At 39.5% G+C, this 21100-nt stretch carries 22 protein-coding genes; 12 read left to right on the top strand and 10 right to left on the bottom strand.

Going from position 1 to position 21100, the window contains the following annotated elements; translation table 11 throughout:
• The first annotated feature begins 34 nt into the window (after positions 1-34).
• From H2672_RS12350 to H2672_RS12325, 6 genes are all read left to right on the top strand, one after another.
• Positions 35-745, top strand: a complete 711-nt coding sequence (locus H2672_RS12350) for a thermonuclease family protein (RefSeq protein ID WP_186671772.1) — start codon at positions 35-37, stop codon at positions 743-745.
• A 498-nt stretch (positions 746-1243) separates the two neighbouring features.
• Entirely contained in the window at positions 1244-2641 is a 1398-nt protein-coding gene (gene nhaC, locus H2672_RS12345) for a Na+/H+ antiporter NhaC (RefSeq protein ID WP_186671770.1), read from the top strand.
• 201 nt (positions 2642-2842) lie between these two features.
• Entirely contained in the window at positions 2843-3172 is a 330-nt protein-coding gene (locus H2672_RS12340) for a cell division protein FtsK (protein ID WP_186671768.1), read from the top strand.
• Positions 3173-3239: 67 nt separating this feature from the next.
• Positions 3240-3605 carry a hypothetical protein gene (locus H2672_RS12335; RefSeq protein ID WP_186671766.1) on the top strand — a complete coding sequence of 122 codons (366 nt, stop codon included), beginning with the start codon at positions 3240-3242 and terminating at the stop codon, positions 3603-3605.
• Between the two features lie 48 nt (positions 3606-3653).
• Positions 3654-4064: an NUDIX hydrolase gene (locus H2672_RS12330; protein WP_186671764.1), complete on the top strand. Its 411-nt coding sequence runs from the start codon at positions 3654-3656 to the stop codon at positions 4062-4064.
• A 115-nt stretch (positions 4065-4179) separates the two neighbouring features.
• Positions 4180-4434 (top strand): GlsB/YeaQ/YmgE family stress response membrane protein, encoded by a 255-nt coding sequence (locus H2672_RS12325; protein ID WP_186671762.1) that lies wholly within the window; start codon positions 4180-4182, stop codon positions 4432-4434.
• A gap of 126 nt (positions 4435-4560) precedes the next feature.
• Here the strand turns inward: H2672_RS12325 and H2672_RS12320 are convergent, their stop codons facing one another.
• The 4 genes from H2672_RS12320 to H2672_RS12305 all read right to left on the bottom strand — a co-directional run bounded on the left by H2672_RS12320 (position 4561) and on the right by H2672_RS12305 (position 8208).
• Positions 4561-5091 carry an isoprenylcysteine carboxyl methyltransferase family protein gene (locus tag H2672_RS12320; protein WP_186671760.1) on the bottom strand — a complete coding sequence of 177 codons (531 nt, stop codon included), beginning with the start codon at positions 5089-5091 and terminating at the stop codon, positions 4561-4563.
• 12 nt (positions 5092-5103) lie between these two features.
• Positions 5104-6183 (bottom strand): type III polyketide synthase, encoded by a 1080-nt coding sequence (locus H2672_RS12315; RefSeq protein ID WP_186671759.1) that lies wholly within the window; start codon positions 6181-6183, stop codon positions 5104-5106.
• 192 nt (positions 6184-6375) lie between these two features.
• Positions 6376-6822 carry a YaiI/YqxD family protein gene (locus tag H2672_RS12310; protein WP_186671757.1) on the bottom strand — a complete coding sequence of 149 codons (447 nt, stop codon included), beginning with the start codon at positions 6820-6822 and terminating at the stop codon, positions 6376-6378.
• Between the two features lie 60 nt (positions 6823-6882).
• Positions 6883-8208: a M20/M25/M40 family metallo-hydrolase gene (locus H2672_RS12305; RefSeq protein WP_186671755.1), complete on the bottom strand. Its 1326-nt coding sequence runs from the start codon at positions 8206-8208 to the stop codon at positions 6883-6885.
• A 226-nt stretch (positions 8209-8434) separates the two neighbouring features.
• On the opposite strand from H2672_RS12305, the gene H2672_RS12300 reads away from it, so the two are divergent.
• Positions 8435-8938 carry a DinB family protein gene (locus H2672_RS12300; protein WP_186671753.1) on the top strand — a complete coding sequence of 168 codons (504 nt, stop codon included), beginning with the start codon at positions 8435-8437 and terminating at the stop codon, positions 8936-8938.
• Positions 8939-9120: 182 nt separating this feature from the next.
• Here H2672_RS12300 and H2672_RS12295 read toward each other — a convergent pair whose 3' ends face one another.
• Positions 9121-10149 carry a DUF4097 family beta strand repeat-containing protein gene (locus H2672_RS12295; protein ID WP_186671751.1) on the bottom strand — a complete coding sequence of 343 codons (1029 nt, stop codon included), beginning with the start codon at positions 10147-10149 and terminating at the stop codon, positions 9121-9123.
• Complete coding sequence (locus H2672_RS12290) at positions 10142-10465, bottom strand: helix-turn-helix transcriptional regulator (protein ID WP_186671748.1); 324 nt, start codon at positions 10463-10465, stop codon at positions 10142-10144. Before H2672_RS12290 ends, H2672_RS12295 begins: the two co-directional genes overlap by 8 nt.
• A 226-nt stretch (positions 10466-10691) precedes the next feature.
• Between H2672_RS12290 and H2672_RS12285 the strand changes: the two genes are divergently transcribed.
• On the top strand, positions 10692-11300 hold the full coding sequence (locus H2672_RS12285) for a hypothetical protein (RefSeq protein WP_186671746.1): 609 nt from the start codon (positions 10692-10694) through the stop codon (positions 11298-11300).
• Between the two features lie 112 nt (positions 11301-11412).
• Complete coding sequence (locus H2672_RS12280) at positions 11413-11736, top strand: cysteine peptidase family C39 domain-containing protein (protein WP_186671744.1); 324 nt, start codon at positions 11413-11415, stop codon at positions 11734-11736.
• Between the two features lie 206 nt (positions 11737-11942).
• On the opposite strand, the gene H2672_RS12275 is transcribed toward H2672_RS12280, so the two are convergent.
• Positions 11943-12617 carry a DNA alkylation repair protein gene (locus tag H2672_RS12275; protein WP_255485783.1) on the bottom strand — a complete coding sequence of 225 codons (675 nt, stop codon included), beginning with the start codon at positions 12615-12617 and terminating at the stop codon, positions 11943-11945.
• A gap of 144 nt (positions 12618-12761) precedes the next feature.
• Between H2672_RS12275 and H2672_RS19975 the strand changes: the two genes are divergently transcribed.
• Both H2672_RS19975 and H2672_RS12265 read left to right on the top strand, forming a co-directional pair.
• Complete coding sequence (locus H2672_RS19975; RefSeq protein WP_186671739.1) at positions 12762-14465, top strand: MutS-related protein; 1704 nt, start codon at positions 12762-12764, stop codon at positions 14463-14465.
• A gap of 323 nt (positions 14466-14788) precedes the next feature.
• On the top strand, positions 14789-16174 hold the full coding sequence (locus tag H2672_RS12265) for a leucyl aminopeptidase family protein (RefSeq protein WP_186671737.1): 1386 nt from the start codon (positions 14789-14791) through the stop codon (positions 16172-16174).
• 48 nt (positions 16175-16222) lie between these two features.
• On the opposite strand, the gene H2672_RS12260 is transcribed toward H2672_RS12265, so the two are convergent.
• Entirely contained in the window at positions 16223-17404 is a 1182-nt protein-coding gene (locus H2672_RS12260; protein WP_186671734.1) for an ABC transporter permease, read from the bottom strand.
• A 328-nt stretch (positions 17405-17732) separates the two neighbouring features.
• On the opposite strand from H2672_RS12260, the gene H2672_RS12255 reads away from it, so the two are divergent.
• Positions 17733-19280 carry a sensor domain-containing diguanylate cyclase gene (locus H2672_RS12255; protein WP_186671731.1) on the top strand — a complete coding sequence of 516 codons (1548 nt, stop codon included), beginning with the start codon at positions 17733-17735 and terminating at the stop codon, positions 19278-19280.
• Between the two features lie 69 nt (positions 19281-19349).
• Here the strand turns inward: H2672_RS12255 and H2672_RS12250 are convergent, their stop codons facing one another.
• Together H2672_RS12250 and H2672_RS12245 are read right to left on the bottom strand one after the other, a co-directional pair.
• On the bottom strand, positions 19350-20294 hold the full coding sequence (locus tag H2672_RS12250; RefSeq protein ID WP_255485780.1) for a TRM11 family SAM-dependent methyltransferase: 945 nt from the start codon (positions 20292-20294) through the stop codon (positions 19350-19352).
• A 14-nt stretch (positions 20295-20308) separates the two neighbouring features.
• A complete protein-coding gene (locus tag H2672_RS12245; RefSeq protein ID WP_186671729.1) occupies positions 20309-20890 on the bottom strand; it encodes a branched-chain amino acid aminotransferase in 582 nt (193 codons plus the stop codon).
• Positions 20891-21100: the final 210 nt, after the last annotated feature.

The following is a 21100-nucleotide window of genomic DNA, read 5'->3' as shown; positions in this document are numbered from 1 at the left end:
GAATGAAAATGATGACGAAGAAAAAAAGAATGAAATGTGGAAAACACCGGCTGGCAAAGTGAGTATCGGTCTCGTCTTGCTTGCTGTAATTGTATACAATTTGTTTTTCCCAGAACAAGAACCAGAGCCAAGTCGTTCCGATTTAATCCCGGTCGAACTTGTAAAGACAATCGACGGCGATACGATTAAAATTAAGTATGAGGGTAAAGAACAGAATGTCCGTTATTTACTAATTGATACCCCAGAAACGAATCATCCAAGGCTCGGAAAGCAGCCTTTCGGCGAGAAAGCAAAAGAGCGAAATCTTGAGCTGATGAACAACGGGAAACTTGAAATCGAATTCGATGTTGGTGGAAAAAAAGATAAATACGACAGACTGCTTGCCTATATTTATATTGATGGCGTTAGCGTTCAGGAAAAACTGCTGGAAGAAGGGCTTGCACGCGTCGCGTACGTCTATCCGCCAAATACACGTCATCTAGACGCTTATAAGAAAGCAGAAGAGAAGGCCAAAAAAGCGGGAATCGGTATCTGGACGCTAGAAGATTATGCGACTGATCGCGGATTTGACAGTAAAACGTATGTAGAAAAGAAAGCTGAAACCCAACCTGTATCTGGCGCTAAGGAAGCGTTTAAAAACTGTACGGAACTGCGTCAGAAGTATCCAAACGGCGTGAAAAAAGGGCATCCTGCTTACTCTGAAAAAATGGATGGCAATAAAGACGGTTTTGCGTGCGAGCGCTGACGCCTGGAAGAAGAAATGGAAAATACTTAGTTTTCTGTGTTTCTGAAACTGCTTGACATGCCCGCTGAACGTGATAAGATTCAAATCAATAACTTTTGCGAAAAAGATAATCATTATAATTAAATATATTTGAGAGATGGTCCAGTAATCATATTGTGAGCAGCAGCAAGAGACTGAATGGTAGGTGAGAATTCAGGCAACAATATGTATGAAGTACGCCGTCCGATTTTCTCAACTACTAATGAAGTGGATGGCCAGGCCAGAACTGGTCCATCAATTAGGGTGGTAACGCGGAGAGCTTCTTCGTCCCTTTCCAAGGGATTGAAGGGGCTTTTTTTGTACCCATTTTTTCTAGGCCTAGCTTCAGGCGCAAGCCTTCTACGTACAGGACGTTCTAGTGCGACGTTGCCACAGGACGTGTGGAACTTAGTCGACCAGCGCTTGTCTCGACTAAGTAGGCGCATTCAGCATTCTATAACCATCGAGGAGGAAGTCATCATGTTTCGAATAAAGGAAGTCGTATCGCCTACATTTATAGAGGCGTCCGCGCTAGTAGTGGCAATAGTAACCATAATAAACGTTAGTATTCTTCAATTTGGATCGGTGCCGCATTTGCCTATTTTGTTCTCTATCTTGTTATTAATTTGTTATGGTCTTATCAAAAAAGTTCCGTATCGCAAGCTAGAAGGTGGCTTGGTAGATGGAGCAGGAGCAGGTATGAGTGCCGTTTTCCTGTTTTTCTTCATCGGTATTTTAGTGAGTAGTTGGATCATGAGTGGGACGATTCCTACGTTGATCTATGCTGGGTTTAATTTGATTACACCGTCCTTTTTCTTTGCGATTGTTTTTGTAGTTACGGCAATTGTTGGAATTTCAATTGGTAGTTCGTTAACTACGGTTGCAACGGTGGGTGTCGCATTTATAGGGATGGCGACTATGCTCGATTTATCACTGCCTATAGCGGCTGGAGCAATAGTTTCTGGAGCGTTTTTTGGAGATAAGATGTCTCCCTTGTCAGATACGACAAATTTGGCTTCTTCCATCGTCGGTGTTGATTTGTTTGAACATATTCGAAATATGGCTTGGACGACTATCCCCGCATTTGTGTTATCACTGATTATCTTCGGCTTACTGTCACCAAGTGGTACGCTTACTGATGTTGATAAAATTGCCTATTTCCAAGAAGGATTGTTGGATACAGGGATGATCCACTGGTATACAGTCATTCCGCTAGTTGTCCTGTTTGCCTTGACGATAATGAAAGTGCCAGCGCTTATGGCATTGGCGATAAGCTCTGCAAGTGCAATTGCAGTTTCCTATTTCCATCAGAGTTTCAGCGCTGTAGAAGTGTTTGAGATTTTGTTTAACGGCTTTGTTTCAACGACAGGGATTGCGGATATTGATGCGCTGCTAACGCGTGGCGGAATGCAAAGCATGATGTTTACAATTGGATTGGTATTGTTGGCACTTAGTATGGGTGGGTTATTATTTACACTTGGAATTGTCCAATGTTTACTCGGGAAAATTGAAAGTGTGTTGAAGAAAGTATCCTCGGTTATTTTTGCATCCGCGTTAACTGCGATTGGGATTAATGTGCTGATTGGCGAACAATATTTATCGATTTTATTGACAGGGCAAGCTTTTCAATCACAATATGAAAAGGTAGGTCTTGCGGGCAAGAACTTAAGTCGGGTGATGGAGGATGCGGGAACGGTCGTAAATCCATTGGTACCATGGAGCGTTTGCGGTATATTTATTTCGGGTATGCTAGGTGTCGCAACTCTCGATTACTTGCCATTCGCATTCTTTTGTCTGTTGTCACCAATTTTAACGGTATTGTTCGGGTTTACTGGAAAAACTTTGACGCGTCTGACTGTTGAAAAGATAAAAATGTAAAATGAGAAGGAGCACGCCTGTTAGGGAGTGCTCCTTCTCATTTTGAAATTACTATCGAAGGGATTCTGTTGTGAAACCAGTAAAAAATCCTATTACTTGTAGATTGTGGAACCATTTGACCTTTACCAACGTATAAGTAGTAGGGTTGTTCCATATTGTGACGAATATAGGAGGTTGTTATGTATTTTAGGGTATATAGATATGAGGCTTTATAAAAAATATATGGAGTTTATAAAGAGGTTTTCACAAGATGATGAAGGTATTACAGAGGCTGATAAAGCGTATTTAGATAGAATTCCAAAACAAAACCGCTTCGGACTAGTCGCTATGTTTATGGGCGGAGTTTCATTTACATTTGGGCCAGTTTACGGTTTTCTACCTGTCATTACAATCGCTTTATGCATGTTGACTTATAAGACTTTTGATAAGGAGAAAGAAGACAATCCCTGGCCTTTTTACATTGGATTTATCTTGTCTTTAATTGGATTCCTAATGTTTCTTGGACAAGTGACTCATAGGTTAATAATTTAATAGTGTGTTAAAGAAACACTAATTAATATGTGTAAAAGACTTTTGAATAAGGGGTGCAGGTATATCCATGAAAATCGGTCGATTCGTATTCTTTATAACTTTACTTCTATTGGTAGTATCAGGCTGTCAAGAAGCTTATAAAGGAAATCTTACGCCGAAAGATTTTCTTGGAAGTAGTGATGCGGATATCTTTGTTTTAGATAGTATCGTCTACTCGAACGCCCAAGATCTAGAATGGCTAAAAGAATTACCTTATATAGTGGGGGAGCAAGTGGGAGAAATAACAAAACAAACGAGCAAAGCTTGGAAGTTTAAAAGTGGTACATCTAACAAATTACCTGTTGGAACAAAGATATATAAAACGGATACGCTCGCATATATTGTAGTAGTAGACGGTAAGGAGATACCCTATGTAGGAATGTATGAAGGGTAGTCTACGGAATTCTGTTGTAGTTAATCGACATTTTGGGGGATGGCAGAAATGAAAAAAGTAAATGTTGTCTATGCACTTATTTATAAAGAAGACGAGCAAAAAGTACTGATGGTTAATAACAAAGGTAGCGGATGGTCTTTTCCTGGCGGTGACGTTGAAGAAGGGGAAACGTTGGAACTAGCAATTATTCGTGAAGCTCAGGAAGAAACAGGTTTGACGATTGAAGTTGAACGTATTGTGGCGGTAAATGAAGCATTTTTTAATGCAAAAGGGCATCACGCTTTATTTCTAACATTTAAAGCAATAATCGTATCCGGAGAATGCTCCATTCAAGACGAAGAAGAAATTTTAGAAATAAAATGGGTAGATTTGCCGACAGCGAATGGGTTAATGCCTTATCATCCTGGCGGAGTAGAAAGATTACTTAAATCATCTTCGGCTTATACAATTCAAGTGTAAAGGAAGGGGGCGGTGGAAGGAGGTATATTCAAGGAATTCAAACCGTATTAATTTATAGAGAACCCGAAATCCGAACTTATTTAGGAGACAAAAAACTTAAAAGGGGATGTAATGTATGGGTTTGTTATTATATTTAATTATTGGTGGAATCATCGGGTGGTTTGCGGGATTAGTTGCAGGTAAAGATATGCCGGGCGGAATCATAGGAAATGTGATTGCTGGTATCATTGGTGCATGGATTGGAAGTAGGTTGCTAGGGAACTGGGGTCCGAAATTAGCTGAGTTTTACATTGTACCTGCGATTATCGGAGCACTTATCATAGTGATTGTTGTTAGTTTTGCTATGAAATCCATGCGTAGAAGATGGTAATCCCTTAAAGTTATTGATAGCATCGGAATTTATTGGATAGCAATGAATAGGAAAACGCTGACTAGTTGAGCTCAGCGTTTTTTGTCGTTTAGAAAAGCAGGTTTTATGTGTAAGTGCCGATTGTCATTAGTCCAGCGAAAACTTCTCTTTATAATTCGTCGCATCCTTCAATGCTTTCTCTTCTGCAGGAATCCTGACGGATAACATCCACACATTCAGTAATGTAAAAATAATTGCTGTTAAATAAGCGCTGAAGATGAGGGGAAGCACCAAGAGCTCAGTCGTCACAATTACATAATTGGGATGGCGCACCCACTTATACGGGCCTTTCTGCACAACGTCAGCGCCAGGTAAGATGATGATTTTCGTGTTCCAGAACTTCCCAAGCGAAGAAAGACACCAGATCCGTGCCACTTGCGCCACTAGAAAAATGGCGAAAAATAAAATCCATACTGACGACAGTGACTTATCGAGCAGAATGACTTCCGCAAGGAGTGAAATGAAAAATGCGATATGCATGGCAACCATAACGGGGTAGTGGGCAGCACCCGCTTCGAATGCTCCTTGGCTACGCATCCATTTCTCATTGCGTTTCGCGATAATAAGTTCTATAAGACGCTGTATGATCACGATTGAAATGACAATGAAAAATATCATTTGTAAAACACCTCATTCCCATTTCAATAACAGCAATTCGCCGCAAAATCCAGGGCCCAGTGCAGCCATTAATCCATACTCACCGGCAGCAGGCTCACTTTTCATGAACTTCTCTAACACGTAAAGAATTGTAGGGGATGACATATTGCCATTGTGACGCAGTACATCCCGTGAAATGTCCGTTTTGTTTTGATCAAATCCTAATGCTGTTTCATATGCTTCAAGAATCTTTTTACCACCAGGATGCGCAACGAAGTGTGTAATATCATCTTTTGTTAGCCCATGCTCACTGAGGAATTCATGAACGAAAGGCCCAAGCCAATTTGTAATGACAGCGGGAATACTTTTTGAGAAAACAACATACAGTCCAGCGTTTTTTACGTCCCAGCCCATAACATTCTCGGAATCGGGCATCAGTTTCGAAGTGGTAGCAATAACCCTAGGCATCGCTTTTTTCACTTTCACCGAAGATTTGTCGCCAGAAACCAATGCGCATGCAATTCCATCTGAAAACAGTGAGACCCCCACTAGATTACTTTTTGAATAATCGTCTTTCTGAAATGTTAAACTGCATAATTCAGCGGAGAGAACAAGGACATTCGCTTCGGGAAACGCAAGGCAATACTCGTAGGCCCTGCTTATTCCCGTAGCGCCACCAGCACAACCAAGCCCCCAGATTGGAACGCGTTTCGTACTATCCCGAAAAGGAATCCGGTTCATAATGCGTGCTTCAATGCTTGGCGTTGAAATCCCACTACTGGAGATGAAGTAAATGGCGTCAATCATAGACGGTTCAATCGGTTCATCAAGCATGCCCTCCCCTTGGAGGCACGACAGCACGGCTTGTACACCGAAGTCGATAGTATGTTGAATGTATAAATTATTGCGCTCTTCAAAGTCATGCTCTTTTCCATACCATTCCAGGGGCATGCAGACATTTCTCGTCTCGATATCGCCATTTTGAAAGACTTTCAAAAGCCGTTCAATATCATTGTATTTCTCACTGAAAAGTGAACGAGTTAACTCAACTGCTTGTTGCTGTTTAACTTCATGAGGCGGTTTAAAAGTACTGACAGATAGAATTTTCGGCATAGGCTACCTCCGGCTTCATTAATAGTATTCATTACAGATTTACCAGATTTTAAAGATAGGTTGAAATCCTATGAATTGATTGCTAAGGAAATGCTATCCTGAAAGTTTGTATATACCCAACATACGCATAGCTTGTACAGAAAATTACTAACCGGTGAAAAAAGCCTGTCGATATGCCGACAGGCTTTTGCTTTATATTTCCGCAAGTTCCGTACACAACTTCTTCAAACTCTCCTCAAACTTCAAATCACTTTCTTTGGAGCGCTTTTTTGGACCGCGTAATCGTCCGCCAGCCATTCGGACTTTTTGAGCTGTGTGGCGGGCATATAACAGCTGGTCGATGTTGTCCTCCGTATAGAGTCGCCCGTTTTGATCGATTGGATGGCCTTTTTTTGCTAGCACCATCGCTGCCAAACCATAATCTTGTGTAACGACAATATCATTTTTCTTTACACGATTTACAAGCACAAAATCAACTGCATCCGCCCCCTTCGAGACGATAATTGTCTCTGCACCTTCCCGATGCATTTCGTGGGTTGTATCGCAGATAAGGATGCAGCGAAATCCGAAGGTCCCCGCTATTCGGATCGTTTCTTTCACAACCGGACACGCATCCGCGTCGATTAGAATGGTCGTCATAAAGCAGCCTCCCTTTATCTTTAGTATGCCAAATTGGGTGAATAAAGAACTCTTATTATATTACTCTTCAATTATTCCTGAAAAAGTCAGTTCAAAAACCGATGTACCAACAATTTTGGCGACGTTAACAAGACGGTCCTTACTTAACTTTTCAATAGTGTCCTCTGGCGTATGATACCACTCTTCCACTGGATCATAAATGAACAAAGCTGCGTCGATTCCTGCATTATGAAAAGGTGTGTGATCGCTTCTGTCTCCAAAGTCAGTCTCGATTGGATCACCATTCAGTGCCTCGTTCGCTTTACTTGCAGCTTTTGTAACGGTATTGTCCGCTCCATCTATCGTTTGAATGGCTAAATCTCCCGCGTCTGCACTGCCAACCATATCCAAGTTGAACATGGCGGCAGAGCGCTTAATTTCATCTTTCGTCAGTGCACTTACATACTTTTCTGACCCGTGTAATCCTTCTTCTTCAGCACCAAAAAATAGGAATCGGATTTCTTTACTTGTTGGAACCGATTTGAACATTCTAGCCAGTTCAAGGACAACTGCAGTACCACTTGCATTGTCACTCGCACCGGGTGCTTCATCGACGGAATCGTAATGGGCACCAATTAGTATGATGTCATCATTCAATTCTGAAGTGGGATGCTTAGTGGCAATCAAGTTTTGTGATGCAACCTTGTCAATACGGGCCCCTTTAATTTTAACAGCCGCATTGACAGGACTACCGTTTTTGACTAATTCAATAAGCTTTGCTCCATCATCATAAGTAAGAGCCAGCGCGGGAATGAATTCTTTAAAATGCTCTTTACCAAGCGTCCATTTATCAATTTCTAATTCATCGGGGAAATAAAGAAGAATAGCCTTTGCACCAACCTCTGATGCCAATAAGACCAGTTCAGAAAAAGCGGTTTTATCAACAGCGACAAGCGCGATTTTTCCTTTTACATCAATTTTTTTGTAATCTTTTTTCAAGCCATATCCTGCATCGACCAATTGGCCGTCGACATTACCGTCAACCGAATATTGAAATGGGGCAGGGGAGAGTGGGCCTGCAAAGCCTTCGACAATTAGGCCGTGCGACTCCGGTATGACGTACCTTTCGAAATCGAATGGCTGAACGGCAACTTCATATCCTTCCGCCTTCAATTGTACAGTCAAAAAAGCCGCCGCCCGCATTTCCGAACTTGTGCCAGCTACTCGAGGATTTTTCGTTAATTCGTTCAATGAAGCGTAAATATTTTCAATGTTTAATTCCTCGATAAATTCAGATTGTGCTTGATCAAATTCTGGACTATCCACACCGGATGTCTTCGCTGAGCAAGCTGTCAGTAGGATAGAAAATAGTAGTAGGAATGAAAACAGCATTCTTTTACGAGCCACAAGATTCCTCCATTCTAATTTTGGAAATTATACCATGACAATGTTGTTTCATTATAACCATGATAGGGAATAATGAGTGAAGTTGTGGAAGATGATAAAATGAAGAGTTCCACAATCAACCAATAGAGGATGCCTCCTCGTCCTCTATTTTTATGATATTGCAGGAGAAATTACGACAAATGGCGAAAAGGATTATAGAGTAAAGCAAAACTTGGAGGGATTTTAGTTGTTTAAAACAATCGAAGAGTTTCTTATTAACTGGGGCCATGAAAGTGAATCGACACAAAAAATACTAGATGAATTAACTGATAAGTCTCTTGAGCAAGAAGTATCACCCGATGACCGTACCCTTGGCGGAATTGCTTGGCATGTCGTCACAACACTTGGTGAGATGATGTCACGGACAGGTCTTGATTTCGAAGCGAATCCTCACGATGCAGCTGTACCAACAACGGCTGCCGAAATCGCGGGAGCTTACAGTTCAACAAATGAAGCAATGGTTGCAGCAATCAAAGAACAGTGGACTGATGGATCGTTTGCGGAATTAAAAGAGATGTACGGGGAGCAATGGGCGATTGGGACTGTCCTTAGTATATTAACAGCGCACCAAACGCATCACCGCGGTCAAATGACAGTACTCATGAGGCAAGCCGGCTTGCGTGTACCGGGCGTCTACGGACCATCCCGTGAAGAGTGGGCAGCGTTTGGCGGAGAAGCGCCAGTCGTGTGAAAACATTGAAAAGCTGATGATACACCGGAAAATCGGTGTATCATCAGCTTTTTTTCTTGAAATTAACTGGTTGAGATGGGAAGCAAGAATATAAAGTTGCCGACCAAGCGTATCCTTCAGCCAAGCAATCATATAACGTTGAAGGCCAAGCATATTGCCTCGCCAACCAACCATATCCACAATCAACCCACCGTAATCCGTCCATTATCCGACTTCAAGCGAATCGTATGTTCACCAGCGCCGATGACCGTCCGTGAATTTCGTTCGCCAAATACATCGACTTTACCGTGGCCAGTTTTCGTATGAATGGAAACATTCGTTGGCTTGCTAGTTGATTGGATAACAATACTTCCGTTATCCGTTTGAAAATCAATATTCCGATCAAGGCTATCCGTCTGAAGTGTAATCCGTCCATTATCCGTACTGCCGACAATGGAACCCGTAACATGTTCGAGCTCGATTCGACCGTTATCAGACTCAGCTACAATACTGTCCGCATCGACATGACGCATTTCAATTCGCCCGTTATCCGTTTTCGTGCGTAAATGATCGACCTGCACCTTATCAACTTCAATTCGTCCATTATCCGTTTCGGCAGTCAACGACGTGGCAGCAATCTCTTTTAATTGGATCTTTCCATTATCGGTATTCACACTGATTTTTTTGCACAGTATTTTCTCGGCAGAAATCCGTCCATTATCTGTCTTCATCACAATCGTTTGATACAGCTTCTTAGGAATGAACACGTTGAGTGTCACTGCCTTCATGTTGAAATTAAACATGAGTAACCAGTGGCGTAGGCTTTTCAGCCGGATGAACAATGTATCGCCAACCACTTCCGCAGTTAGTTTCAATTTCTCATTGGAGCCAATTAGTTCGGCGGTCGTCACCGAACTGTCAGACGGACTGACAACTAGTGCGCCATGCTGGACGTTGATGTCAACATTCAAAAATCGATCATCTTGGATTGTAATGACTTCATTCGTCGATGTGATTTCCGCTTTATTTTCCACAAATGAATACGATCCAAGTAATTCCTCAGCAATTTTAACAGGAGATCCTAGAGAAGTAGCAATCTCACTTTCTGACTTTCCATCCTCACGACCGTTAGTGAAGTATTCCTGGATATCTTGAATAATATCATTCCGTTCCTCAGTAGGCAGTCGTTTCAATGCAGTTTCAAGTTCACCTATAAATTGGTTTTCAGTCATTCTGTACACCCTCCTCGATTAATGTATTGACGCCATCCGTGAAATTTTTCCACTCCGATAATTGGTCGTGAAGATAGGTACGACCCGCATCCGTCAATTTATAATACTTACGGGGAGGTCCTTCCGTTGATTCCTGCAAATAGGTCGTGAAATAACCTTCTTTCGTTAAACGTCGCAACAGGGGATAAACTGATCCCTCAGAAATGGAAATTTGATCGGAAATCTTTTGCACAAGCTCGTAACCATAGCGATCTTGCTTATCGAGAAGAACAAGCACGCATAAATTCAGCACGCCTTTTTTGAATTGCACATTCACTTCACACACACTCCTTCCGCTAGTAATTAATGAACAGTACTGGCGTATATAAAGTACTCGTTGACAACAATATATCATAAGGTATTGTTCATTGCAAGGTACTGGATATCAAAAAGCACTTGATTTTTTAACGGGTTCGGTTGATGGGGAGAAAACATTGAATTACAACGGATTGTTTTAACTGAACTGCATAAACTAAACCCAAATATGATTTGGGGTGATGATATTGAATAAAAGTGGCCCTCTTCTGTTGGTTTTAATTAGTATATTAATTTGTGGGTTGAATTATGGAACAGTAATTGCGAATCCCAACAATACTTCTCCTTCAATCCGCGAAAGCTCCACTGAAGTTAGGTATAAATCTGCAATAAAAGTAATCGCTGGCTATTTTAATGATATAAATGCAAATCGATGGATTAATGTAGATAAGTGGTATGTTAAGGAAGAAGCAAATGAAATGAAAAGTTTTATGGATGATGAAGAAAACCAGGAAAAAAAGTTAGGTTTACTCAATATTAGAAAAGCTCGATTAATAAAGTGGAAAGAGCTACCATATGATTATGCTGAAAATTATTTACCGAATCGTTATATGGATAAGTACAGTATTAAAAGGGCGTTTTATGTTGCGGTTGATTATAAGGTTTATCACGAAAATGAGTATCACATAAATGGGGTTAATTATTTCTTAGTGGTTCTTGTATTGGAAGATGGTAATTGGAAAATCGCATTAACTCCGCTAGTTCCAGTAAATTCAATTATTTTTGATGGTTACGGATTTGGAACCGAAGATGAAAAAACTTTTGATGAAAGAAGATTGAAGTTTCATAGTAAGTAATGGAGTCGAGTAATTTCTTACTTTACCTAACGAGCAGGTTAGTAAAATAAGGACACACTTAACTTCCTATTTAGAATATGAGTAAATTAGTTTTATTAAGGATGTGTTGAAAATGGAGAATAATTCAAATGAATCTAATGTTGGATATACAATATTTAAAGCCACAGGTGTACGTCACGAATTTCCGCAAGTTGATTTAGTGAAAAAGCAAGTAACCTGTATTGTAATATACAATGATGAAACATATATGACTGTTATCGTAGATATAAAAACCGAAACTGTACAAGTTGAGGGTGATGTTGATGAGTTGGGCGAATTAAGTATGGATAAAGACTCTTACATTGATATGTTCAAACAAAATGCAAGGTTTTTCATTGATAACAATATCTCTAATCCGAAAGAGTATTATGATGAAATAATAAAAAATACAAACTAACGGGTGCTTTACTTCAAGTAGGGGTTAAGCACCCTGTTTTTATTCAACTTAAGATGCAGTTTAGTGAAACATTGACATAAAAAAACGGTTTTGAATAACTATTAAAAATATAAAACACAAGTGAATGATACCACTTGTGTTTTAGACTTTGACTTTAGCTGGAATTTTTTTAGCTGTGTGTACATAATTCAAAAGTCTTATTACTATTACTTAAAGTGTTTCAGAGCTTCTCTTTTACTAAGTGGTTTTAAAGGATGGCTATCCACAAATGATTTTATGCAATCCGGATTCGTCTTGGCATATTCCCGTAAAGCCCAACCAATCGCTTTTTGGATGAAGAATTCACCTGAACTAGAATGTTGTTTGATAATCTCGAATAATAAATCCGTATCCGTCTCTTGTTTGAATTTTAGTTGATGAAGAATCGCAGAACGGTTTGTCCACATATTGTTAGAAAGAGACCACCCCAGCATGATTTTTTCGCCGTAATCGCGATCAAGTTTTACAATGCGACCAACAAAATGAGGAGCAATCGAATCGACACTATCCCACCATGACTTCGTTTCGATCAATTGAAGTAAAGCAGGGAAATCTTCTGTTGTTAGATGCTTTTTCATTTTCTCAATCAGAGCAAATGCTGCATATTGGTACTCCCGCTCTGGAAGATTATATAGTTTCCATACCTCGTTAAAAAGTTGTCCAGGTTCAGGCAACGCGCATTCCGCAAACTGCTCTTTTAATAATTGCTTACGAAGTGGACTCTTGATGCCGAGGAAAGGGAAATGACCTTTCATATAGGCAGTCATCGGTCCAGCTAGTTCCTCGTTGCGATTCGCTTCAAATTTTTCAATAATTCCTTGATGATTCCATACTTTTTTCAATGTAATTACCTCCAGAAGGTTTGAGTAAGAAAAGTGCCACAAATATGATAAAAGGCCGAGAATGATAATAAAACAAAAAACTGAAACTTTCAATCTTTTTAAACGTATTACATAATAAGGCATATAAAGAAGGGGGTGGTTAAAGTGGTGAATTCTTTAATCATTATCATACTACTAGTGGTCGTTTTTATCGTTTATCATTTCCTAACGAAAAACAACAAGAAACTTAAAAAGTTCCGGAAAGAATGGGAATCGGGGCGCTTCCACGCGGCTAGTGAGAGTTTCCAAACAGTTTCATCTTACTGGGAAAACAAGAAAAGCAGTAAATTAGGGTATGATGGCGTAGATCAATTGACGTGGGATGACTTAACGATGAATGAAGTTTTCAAAAAGCTCAATTATACACAGTCCACTGTAGGGTCAGAATACTTATTCAATCAGCTTAGAGATATCAACCCATCCCTTGTACAGGTGCAAAATAATGAGGAACTTTATACCTTATTGGCAAGCAATCAGGAATTAAGGGAAGAGCTTCTTCTGATATTGTCAGGTCTAGGAAAAAGAAATTATACAAATTCATCATCATTTTTTCACGAGAACCAAGGCAATAAAATTAAACATGCATCTATTTATATTCTATTGGGTGTACTGCCAATCGTGTCATTCACCCTGATGTTTTCTAGTCTGAAATACGGGATTATGCTTATTTTAGGATCATTTCTACTCAATACAATCATTTACTATCGAAATAAATCGATGTTAGAAAATGAACTGTTTGCCGTCTCGTATGTAGCAGCCATCATTCATGCTGCAAAAAGCCTAGCGTCCGTCAAACATCCTGAATTCACAAGATATGCAAAGGAATTCAAACAACAGGTACAACCTATTAAAAAAGTATTGACGTTGACAAAAATTGTTGCTTTTGGAAAAGAAGGCGGCGGAGAATTTGATTTTATTTTTGAGTACATTCGAATCTTATTCTTATTGGATTTCATTTCTTATAATAAAATCATCAAAACGGTATCCAATCATAAAGAGGAGTACCGTAAAGTTTGGGAGCGTATTGGTGAACTCGATGCTGCGATTGCCGTCGGGTTTTACCGTAAATCGCTTGATACATATTGTACGCCTATTTTTATTGGTAAAGAAGAAATTTCATTCGGTAATATGGCTCACCCACTTATTGATAAGCCAGTTACAAATACATCGACCCTTGGCAAATGTACGTTGATTACTGGCTCCAACGCATCCGGAAAGTCAACGTACATTAAAGCAATCGCTATTAATGCGATTTTGGCACAGACTATCAATACGGCATTGGCGGAAAAATGGATGATGAAACCGAGCTTTATCGTGACATCTATGGCGATACAGGACAATGTATTAGATGGGGATAGTTATTTTATCGCCGAAATTAAATCGCTCAAACGAATTATTCAGTTGATTGAGGAAGAAAAGCCATGCATCTCCTTTATAGATGAGATATTGAAAGGAACAAATACGATAGAGCGGATTGCTGCATCTGCTGCAATGATGGAGTGGCTTTCTGCAAATAATGGCATCAATGTGGTTGCATCTCATGATATAGAACTGACCGAAATGGCAAAGCATCGGTATACAAATCATCACTTCCGAGAATCGATTGAAAACGGTGAAATCCAGTTTGATTATACGGTCCATCCAGGTCCTTCACTAACAAGGAATGCAATCAGGCTTCTTGAAATACTTGACTATCCGGCAAGAATAACGGAAACAGCAAATGGCCTAGCGCAACATTTCACGCGTTTACGTGAGTGGGAAGGGATTGGAGAGCAATCAGCCGACAAAGATCAGTGGAAGGGTTATTAGTATTGGATTAACTATATATTCTGCACTGCTAATTTAGAATTAACTAGGTGGTATTTCTCACCCGTATAACGTACAAATCTAGCGTGAGGCCATCACCAAGAGACAAAGCGGTGTAGGAAGAACAATCTATTTCTTAAGTGCCGACTATATAGATAAGTTGAAATAATAAATCCAGTTGAATACGCTAGCCTTTGTAAGGCGGCTTCGCTCAGTTCATGGAGATAGGCGTTTGGTTTCTTTTATAAAAAGATAATTCGTTGAAGTTGGACAACTTGTGATAAACTATTTTAGAAGTCGAAATAATTTATCCGGGGGGAATTCATATGTCTAATGAAGTAAAAGTTATTTTTGCGAACGATCCAATTGTTTCGGAAAATGCTGCAATCAAACAATTTGTAGCCAATCAAAAGGCGGGGCATAGTTCTGTATTAATCGATGAAACGCATTATATTGTAGTAAAAGAGTGCAAAGAAAAAGAGGCGACACTTGAAAAAGTTCGAGCAACAGCGGGGAATATTGCTCGTGATGTAAGCGCTCAAAAAGCCGAATCAGCAATTATTGAATCAGAAATTCTTTCGCATGCTTACGCAAAGTTGGATAAAGAATCTGTCCTAACAGCATTTGCAGAAGGGTGGGAACTAGGGGCATACCAGTTTGTTACATACAAATCGGAGGTCACAGCATTCCAAACTGAACTTCATGTAGTCGGAGAAGAAGCAAAGCCGTTCGTCGAAGCAGGCAAGATTCGTGCGGCCGCAACTGCGTTCTCGCGCGACTTGATGAATGAACTGTCCAACGTCTTAAATCCAGAAACGTTCCCAGAAGTACTGAAGAAAAATTTTGAAGGTACTGACGTCGAAGTGAATGTCTTTGACAAAAATCAACTTGAGGAAATGGAAATGAACGGCGTGCTGACAGTCGCTCGTGGTAGTATCTACAAGCCTTCATTCGTTGAATTAGTCTACAAAGGTGATGCGTCGAAACCGCTTGTGGTACTCGTCGGTAAAGGCGTGACATTCGATACAGGCGGCATCAGCTTGAAGAGCGGGAAAGACTTAAGTGATATGCGCATGGATATGGGTGGAGCAGCTGCCGTTTCCGGTGCACTCACATTGCTTGCGAAATCGAAAGCAAAAGTAAATGTCGTGGCACTTATTCCAATCGTGGAAAACATGCCAGATAACACATCTGTCTTACCAGGTGAAGTCATCACCTACAAAAATGGATTGACAGTACAAGTCGGCAATACCGACGCGGAAGGTCGTCTCATTTTAGCAGATGCCCTTATACGTGCAGGCGAGTGGAAAGCGGAATACATCGTCGATATTGCTACGCTTACAGGTGCAATCGTCAATGCGCTTGGCACTGAAATCGGTGGTGTTTTCGGAGATGAAGAACTTTCTACCCAAATGAAAAAAATTGGTGATCAAAACGGTGATTTCATCTGGCCGATGCCACTAGTCGAAGCGTATGACAAGTCTTTAGACAGTGATTATGCGGACATGAATAACATCAGTTCATTAGGCGGCGCAGGATCCATTACAGCAGGCTTATTCCTTCGCCGTTTTGTACCGAAAGACAGTAAATGGTTGCATGTCGATATGGCAGGCATGATGAGTAAAAACAGCGCTTCAGGATATTACGCGAAATCTGCAACTGGTTACGGCGCACGACTCTTGGCCGACTATACAACATTTGTTTCAAACTGAAAATAGAAAGTGCTCAGTCATGGGCACTTTCTTTTTTGGTTATTAAATTTACTGAACAAAAATGCGTTTCGATGCGAAAAAGTAAACAAACCAGTATGCAACTAGCAACTCCATGGAGATTAGTACAACGACTTTTAGATCAAAAATAGGACTAAACGAAGCCAAGTTGAAAAAAAGTAGTTGTATGATTAACAGGCTCATTAGTAGTTTTTGAAAAGACTGTTTACGTGTCTTAGTTGATACGGGATAAATACGGGAACTGTCATTTATCGAGTATTGTAAAGGGAGTAGCTGATATCCGGATAAAAGTAATAGTGGAAAAGCAACAAACCAGCCATAAGCAGGAAAGAAGTAACTAACGCCAATCCCGATTAAGGTTAATCTCACATACAAATAATAAAATTCATTATACCTGATAAATAAGTGTGAAAATAAGTACGTGTAGGAAGAAGAAAGTTTATAAGTTATTACTTTTTTTAACAACCAACCTAAAAGCTTCCGCCGTTTAAATGAATGCTTAAGGTGAGGGACATCAATATAGAAATTAATAAATTTATAGATCTTTAACAGGGACTTTTCTTCTTGGTTTATTAAAAAACTCCAATTAATCCCTTTATACTGCGTAGTAAATACATAGAACCATAGAAGGAAATTGACAAACAACAAGATCACTGAAATTGCCCACTCACCTGTAAACATAAAATAAATAATTGTATAAAATGTTGAAAATCGAATGACTTTGTGGAAGAGCTTTTGAAGTTTAGTAATTAGCCATTGTTCAATCCAAGTCAGGCGAATGTTTAAGATGATTAAGCCTGAAAAAGTTATAATGGATACGGCATTGAAAATTTCCCCTTGTTTTATTAAAGGGCTAATAATTAGTAGCATGATTATCAATTTGATTACATTTATAAAGGCACTATAAAACATCGATTTCTTAAAATAGGAGGATAACGCTGTCTCCGCTGGCATTAAATAGATAACATCCGCTTTTTTGACAAATGTACGAACGTTAGCCTTTAAAAAAGTGAATGTAATTACGAATGATGCTATCATTTCGGTTGGAAAATGGGGAGGTAACCATTGAAGAAATTTCATGTAGTAATATAGAGAAATACTGCCAAAGATGATAAAGGAATAAAATACACCCATTGCAATAAGAGAAAAGTATTTCACGATTTCCATGTAAAACTCTTTCAATCTTTCATCCCATATTGACTTTACTTCCATTACATCACCGTCTTTCAACTCTTACTAGTTAATAGTTGAAGAAATTTAAAGTTTGAGCAAAGTCACCTTGCAAAAATCACCGAAGCGTCATTGTGAATGTAATGGTGTTTATTACCTAAATTTAATTATTTAACAGTGTTACAATTTAAATATGGACATCCCTCGAATTATATACCATATATAGGGGGATTGGAATCCTCCCATACTGCATTAAACTGATTAGTAATATTTTAGTTTCTATTTCTAATAATGTTCGTGATTCAACTGTCACCTTTATAGCCGATATAATGATAGATACCAAATACAACTTAAAGAAGAGGTAATACATATGATCAAAACGTTACGATTCTGGATAACGCTTCTCGTATCATTCGCGATGATTGGCATACTCAGTATCACGTTGCTTTCTGGCTATTATGTAACAAAAGAAAACTTGATAAATAATTCTCTAGAAATCAACAGAGTATATTCAATGAAATTGGCACGTTTGACGGAGGAAGTATTTAATGGAATGCAGAGTAATTTGCAAGTTAAAGCTTCCGAAATTAGTGCGGAAATTGATGACGTTGAAAAATTATCTAGCACACTTGCAGATCTATTAACTAGCAGTAAAAACTTTAATTCCCTATCGGTTATAAGTAGAGAGGGAGTGGTACTTGCTACCTCGCCGGAATTGGGCATAGTAGGAAAAAAACTCGATACCGAGGGTCCGAAAGAAGCACTCCTTAAAAGAAGAAATCTAATCTCCGTACCTTATAAAGCTGCAACTGGAAGATTGCTCATTTTAGTCTCCACTCCTTTGTGGAATGAAAAAAATGAATACCTGGGTTTCTTGAGCGGCACGGTTTATTTGCAGGAAGATAATATTATTAATAATATCCTCGACGAACACTATGCTACGGACGGTTCTTATGTTTGGGTAGTCGATAATAAGGGGATGTTGATTTACCATCCGGATCCAAAACGAATCGGGGTAATAGTCAACGAGAATGAAGTCGCGCAAAAAATACTAGGACATGAAAGTGGTGCACAAAAAGTTACGAACTCAGAAGGTAAGCAATTTCTTGCCGGCTACACAAACATTAAGTCGAGTAGATGGGGAGTTGTCTCCCAAACACCTTATGAAACAAGCGTCAAACCGTTGAAGGGGATGATATACAAAATGCTTTTGTATGCTCTTCCTTTTGTCCTGTTTTTTTTCCTGTTAACTATTATTTTGACTGAGAGATTATCATCTCCGTTGCGCAAATTGGCAATGTTTTCGGCAAAACTAAAGGATAATGAGGAGCAAAACCAATATGCTGACATTCCAACATGGTATTTTGAGGCTAAGCAATTAAATGAAACAATTCATGAATACGCGAGAAGTCAGCAGTTGAGGGTTGAGGATTATAAGGAACGTTCCTACACAGACCCTCTTACCGGATTAAAGAATCGTAGATATGGCGACAAAGTTACTACAAGGTGGACTTCGGACAAAAAACAGTTTTCTATTATTATGATTGATATCGACCATTTCAAAGTTGTCAATGACAATTACGGCCATCATATTGGAGATGAAGTACTTAAGTATCTCGCGAAAAAAATGAGCGACATCGTACGGGGGGACGATGTGTGTGTCAGATTGGGCGGGGAGGAATTTGTTGTTTTATTGGCTGAAACGGATGTTCAGGAGGCGATGGTTATCGCTGAAAGGCTTCGAACGACTGTTTCATCATCGTTATCCCCAACAAATGATTATATAACGATTTCTTTAGGTGTTGGGGGTTATCGTGGAAATCTGGAAACAATAGAAGAATTATACGACAGAGTAGATAAGGCATTGTACCAAGCAAAAACAGAAGGAAGAAATAGAGTTGTATTATCTGGAGTTTAATTAGGGGGAAATACCTGCTGCAAAATCACAAAAGAAAAGACCTCGCTTCTTTGAACGAGGTCTTTCCTTTTATTCACAAACAAGTACTTGTCTGATAAAATGCCCTTTTTTCGCTACACAACGATCCGTAATAACGAAACCAGCTTCTTCAACCATATGATCGATTGTTTCAATCGTTACAACAATGACTTTTTTTGTAAAGCGGCGTGCTTCCTTCAATATTTCAAGTTGCGCTTCGGGTGTAATATGTGTAAAGAGATTATAAGGCATGTCGATAATCGCGACGTCATAGTCGTCAACAACCTCGGCAATAGGGCCGACATCTACACTACCCACGAGTTCAAAATGGGCAATATTCTTTCTCGAACCTAAAACGACACGCGGGTTAATATCCCGTCCGACGATGTTAATACCCATTGACAATGCTTCAACTAGCACCGTTCCAATGCCACAACAAGGATCGATTGCGCGTACACCCTCGGGATGTGGAACCGCAATATTAGCTACTGCTCTTGCGACACGTGTACTTAATGCTGTAGAGTACATATGCGGTTTTTTCTGATGAAGGAACCAGACCGATTCACTTTCAACATGTTTCCCGAAATACCACTTACCATCCAATAAAACTATGCCAAACGTATTGACGGGCGGGTATACTAAATCAGGTGTACCATTGATACGTAAGCCAATTTCTCGCTCAATTTTCCGACGTTCCGGATGTCCAATCTTTTTCGTCAAATCGAGATCCGTTGTATTCAAACTGACGACCCTAAATGTAGAATTACCTATATCGTATTGTTCAACCTGTTGTGAAATTCCATCAAGACTGTCACTTTCATACATAACATCCAGTCGTTCTTTCATAAATGCACTGCGACTTGGATCGATTTTAATCGAACTTCTCAACACGGTAGAAGTGACATCAAAGCCGAAAAAGGATCTCATCTCTAACATGCACAAATCATGCTCATCTGTGTGCTGCGTATATGTGTAAATAAAACCTAAATCACTCAATTAATTCCCATCCTTCACTGCGCTTCATCAACGGTCTCAATCAATTTGAATATAAAGTTGTACATAAGTTGATAAACTTCAACAAAAGATAAGTCTTCACTAAAACCTTCTATATAGTCAAGTGCAAAATTGATATCCCATAATCCGTCTTCAATGGAAAACATCACACTATACTTTGCACCATCTCCGCGTAAATGTGTGTCAAGATATGCTTTCATGTCATTCCCGAATTTCTTTTGTAATTTCAGTCCAAATAAGGCAGTGTACGTTTCAAAGACATCATCAAGTTCAAGAACGACGGCGTCGACTCTAATAACTTCAAAAGCATTTGATTCTACGTAAACAAATTCATTCATATGATTTTTTAAGTATGAAATGCTGTCATTTAAAAAGTTCTGATCTTCTTCTCGAATCAAATTTTCCGTTTCTTTAACGCACCGTTCAATGGCGCTGAATTGAAACGCTTTTTCTACAACGGTTACACCCTCGGCAATCAATTGATGTTTGGCGGCGTATTCTTTATCCACATTAAAGAACTCGATTTTATTATCCAGCGTATTTTCTGCAATATACTTTTCCATCTGTTTTTTTAACATTTCAGATCAGCTCCTTGACTAGAGAGGGATTAAACTGCATTCCTCTTATATCCTAGTATAGCCTACATTGTTCCGTTAGGCTTTTATTTTGTAACATCTATTTTCTTGAATTATTCCACTGGCGCGGTGTCAAATAAAGGGGAGTGGGTATCCTGATAGGTACCACCGATTGTTGACAAGATGTCTTTACAACTATACAATTTTTATAGT

This window comes from Sporosarcina sp. BP05 (genome assembly GCF_014282005.1).
GTDB lineage: Bacteria > Bacillota > Bacilli > Bacillales_A > Planococcaceae > Sporosarcina.
This window is presented reverse-complemented; position numbering and strand designations above follow the sequence as displayed.

Bases quoted from the DNA above. Each gene is read 5' to 3' on its own strand.
- H2672_RS12350 (WP_186671772.1), top strand. From the start codon at position 35: ATGTGGAAAACACCGGCTGGCAAAGTGAGTATCGGTCTCGTCTTGCTT.
- nhaC (WP_186671770.1), top strand. From the start codon at position 1,244: ATGTTTCGAATAAAGGAAGTCGTATCGCCTACATTTATAGAGGCGTCC.
- H2672_RS12340 (WP_186671768.1), top strand. From the start codon at position 2,843: ATGAGGCTTTATAAAAAATATATGGAGTTTATAAAGAGGTTTTCACAA.
- H2672_RS12335 (WP_186671766.1), top strand. From the start codon at position 3,240: ATGAAAATCGGTCGATTCGTATTCTTTATAACTTTACTTCTATTGGTA.
- H2672_RS12330 (WP_186671764.1), top strand. From the start codon at position 3,654: ATGAAAAAAGTAAATGTTGTCTATGCACTTATTTATAAAGAAGACGAG.
- H2672_RS12325 (WP_186671762.1), top strand. From the start codon at position 4,180: ATGGGTTTGTTATTATATTTAATTATTGGTGGAATCATCGGGTGGTTT.
- H2672_RS12320 (WP_186671760.1), bottom strand. From the start codon at position 5,091: ATGATATTTTTCATTGTCATTTCAATCGTGATCATACAGCGTCTTATA.
- H2672_RS12315 (WP_186671759.1), bottom strand. From the start codon at position 6,183: ATGCCGAAAATTCTATCTGTCAGTACTTTTAAACCGCCTCATGAAGTT.
- H2672_RS12310 (WP_186671757.1), bottom strand. From the start codon at position 6,822: ATGACGACCATTCTAATCGACGCGGATGCGTGTCCGGTTGTGAAAGAA.
- H2672_RS12295 (WP_186671751.1), bottom strand. From the start codon at position 10,149: ATGACTGAAAACCAATTTATAGGTGAACTTGAAACTGCATTGAAACGA.
- H2672_RS12280 (WP_186671744.1), top strand. From the start codon at position 11,413: ATGGAGAATAATTCAAATGAATCTAATGTTGGATATACAATATTTAAA.
- H2672_RS12265 (WP_186671737.1), top strand. From the start codon at position 14,789: ATGTCTAATGAAGTAAAAGTTATTTTTGCGAACGATCCAATTGTTTCG.
- H2672_RS12260 (WP_186671734.1), bottom strand. From the start codon at position 17,404: ATGGAAGTAAAGTCAATATGGGATGAAAGATTGAAAGAGTTTTACATG.
- H2672_RS12255 (WP_186671731.1), top strand. From the start codon at position 17,733: ATGATCAAAACGTTACGATTCTGGATAACGCTTCTCGTATCATTCGCG.
- H2672_RS12245 (WP_186671729.1), bottom strand. From the start codon at position 20,890: ATGTTAAAAAAACAGATGGAAAAGTATATTGCAGAAAATACGCTGGAT.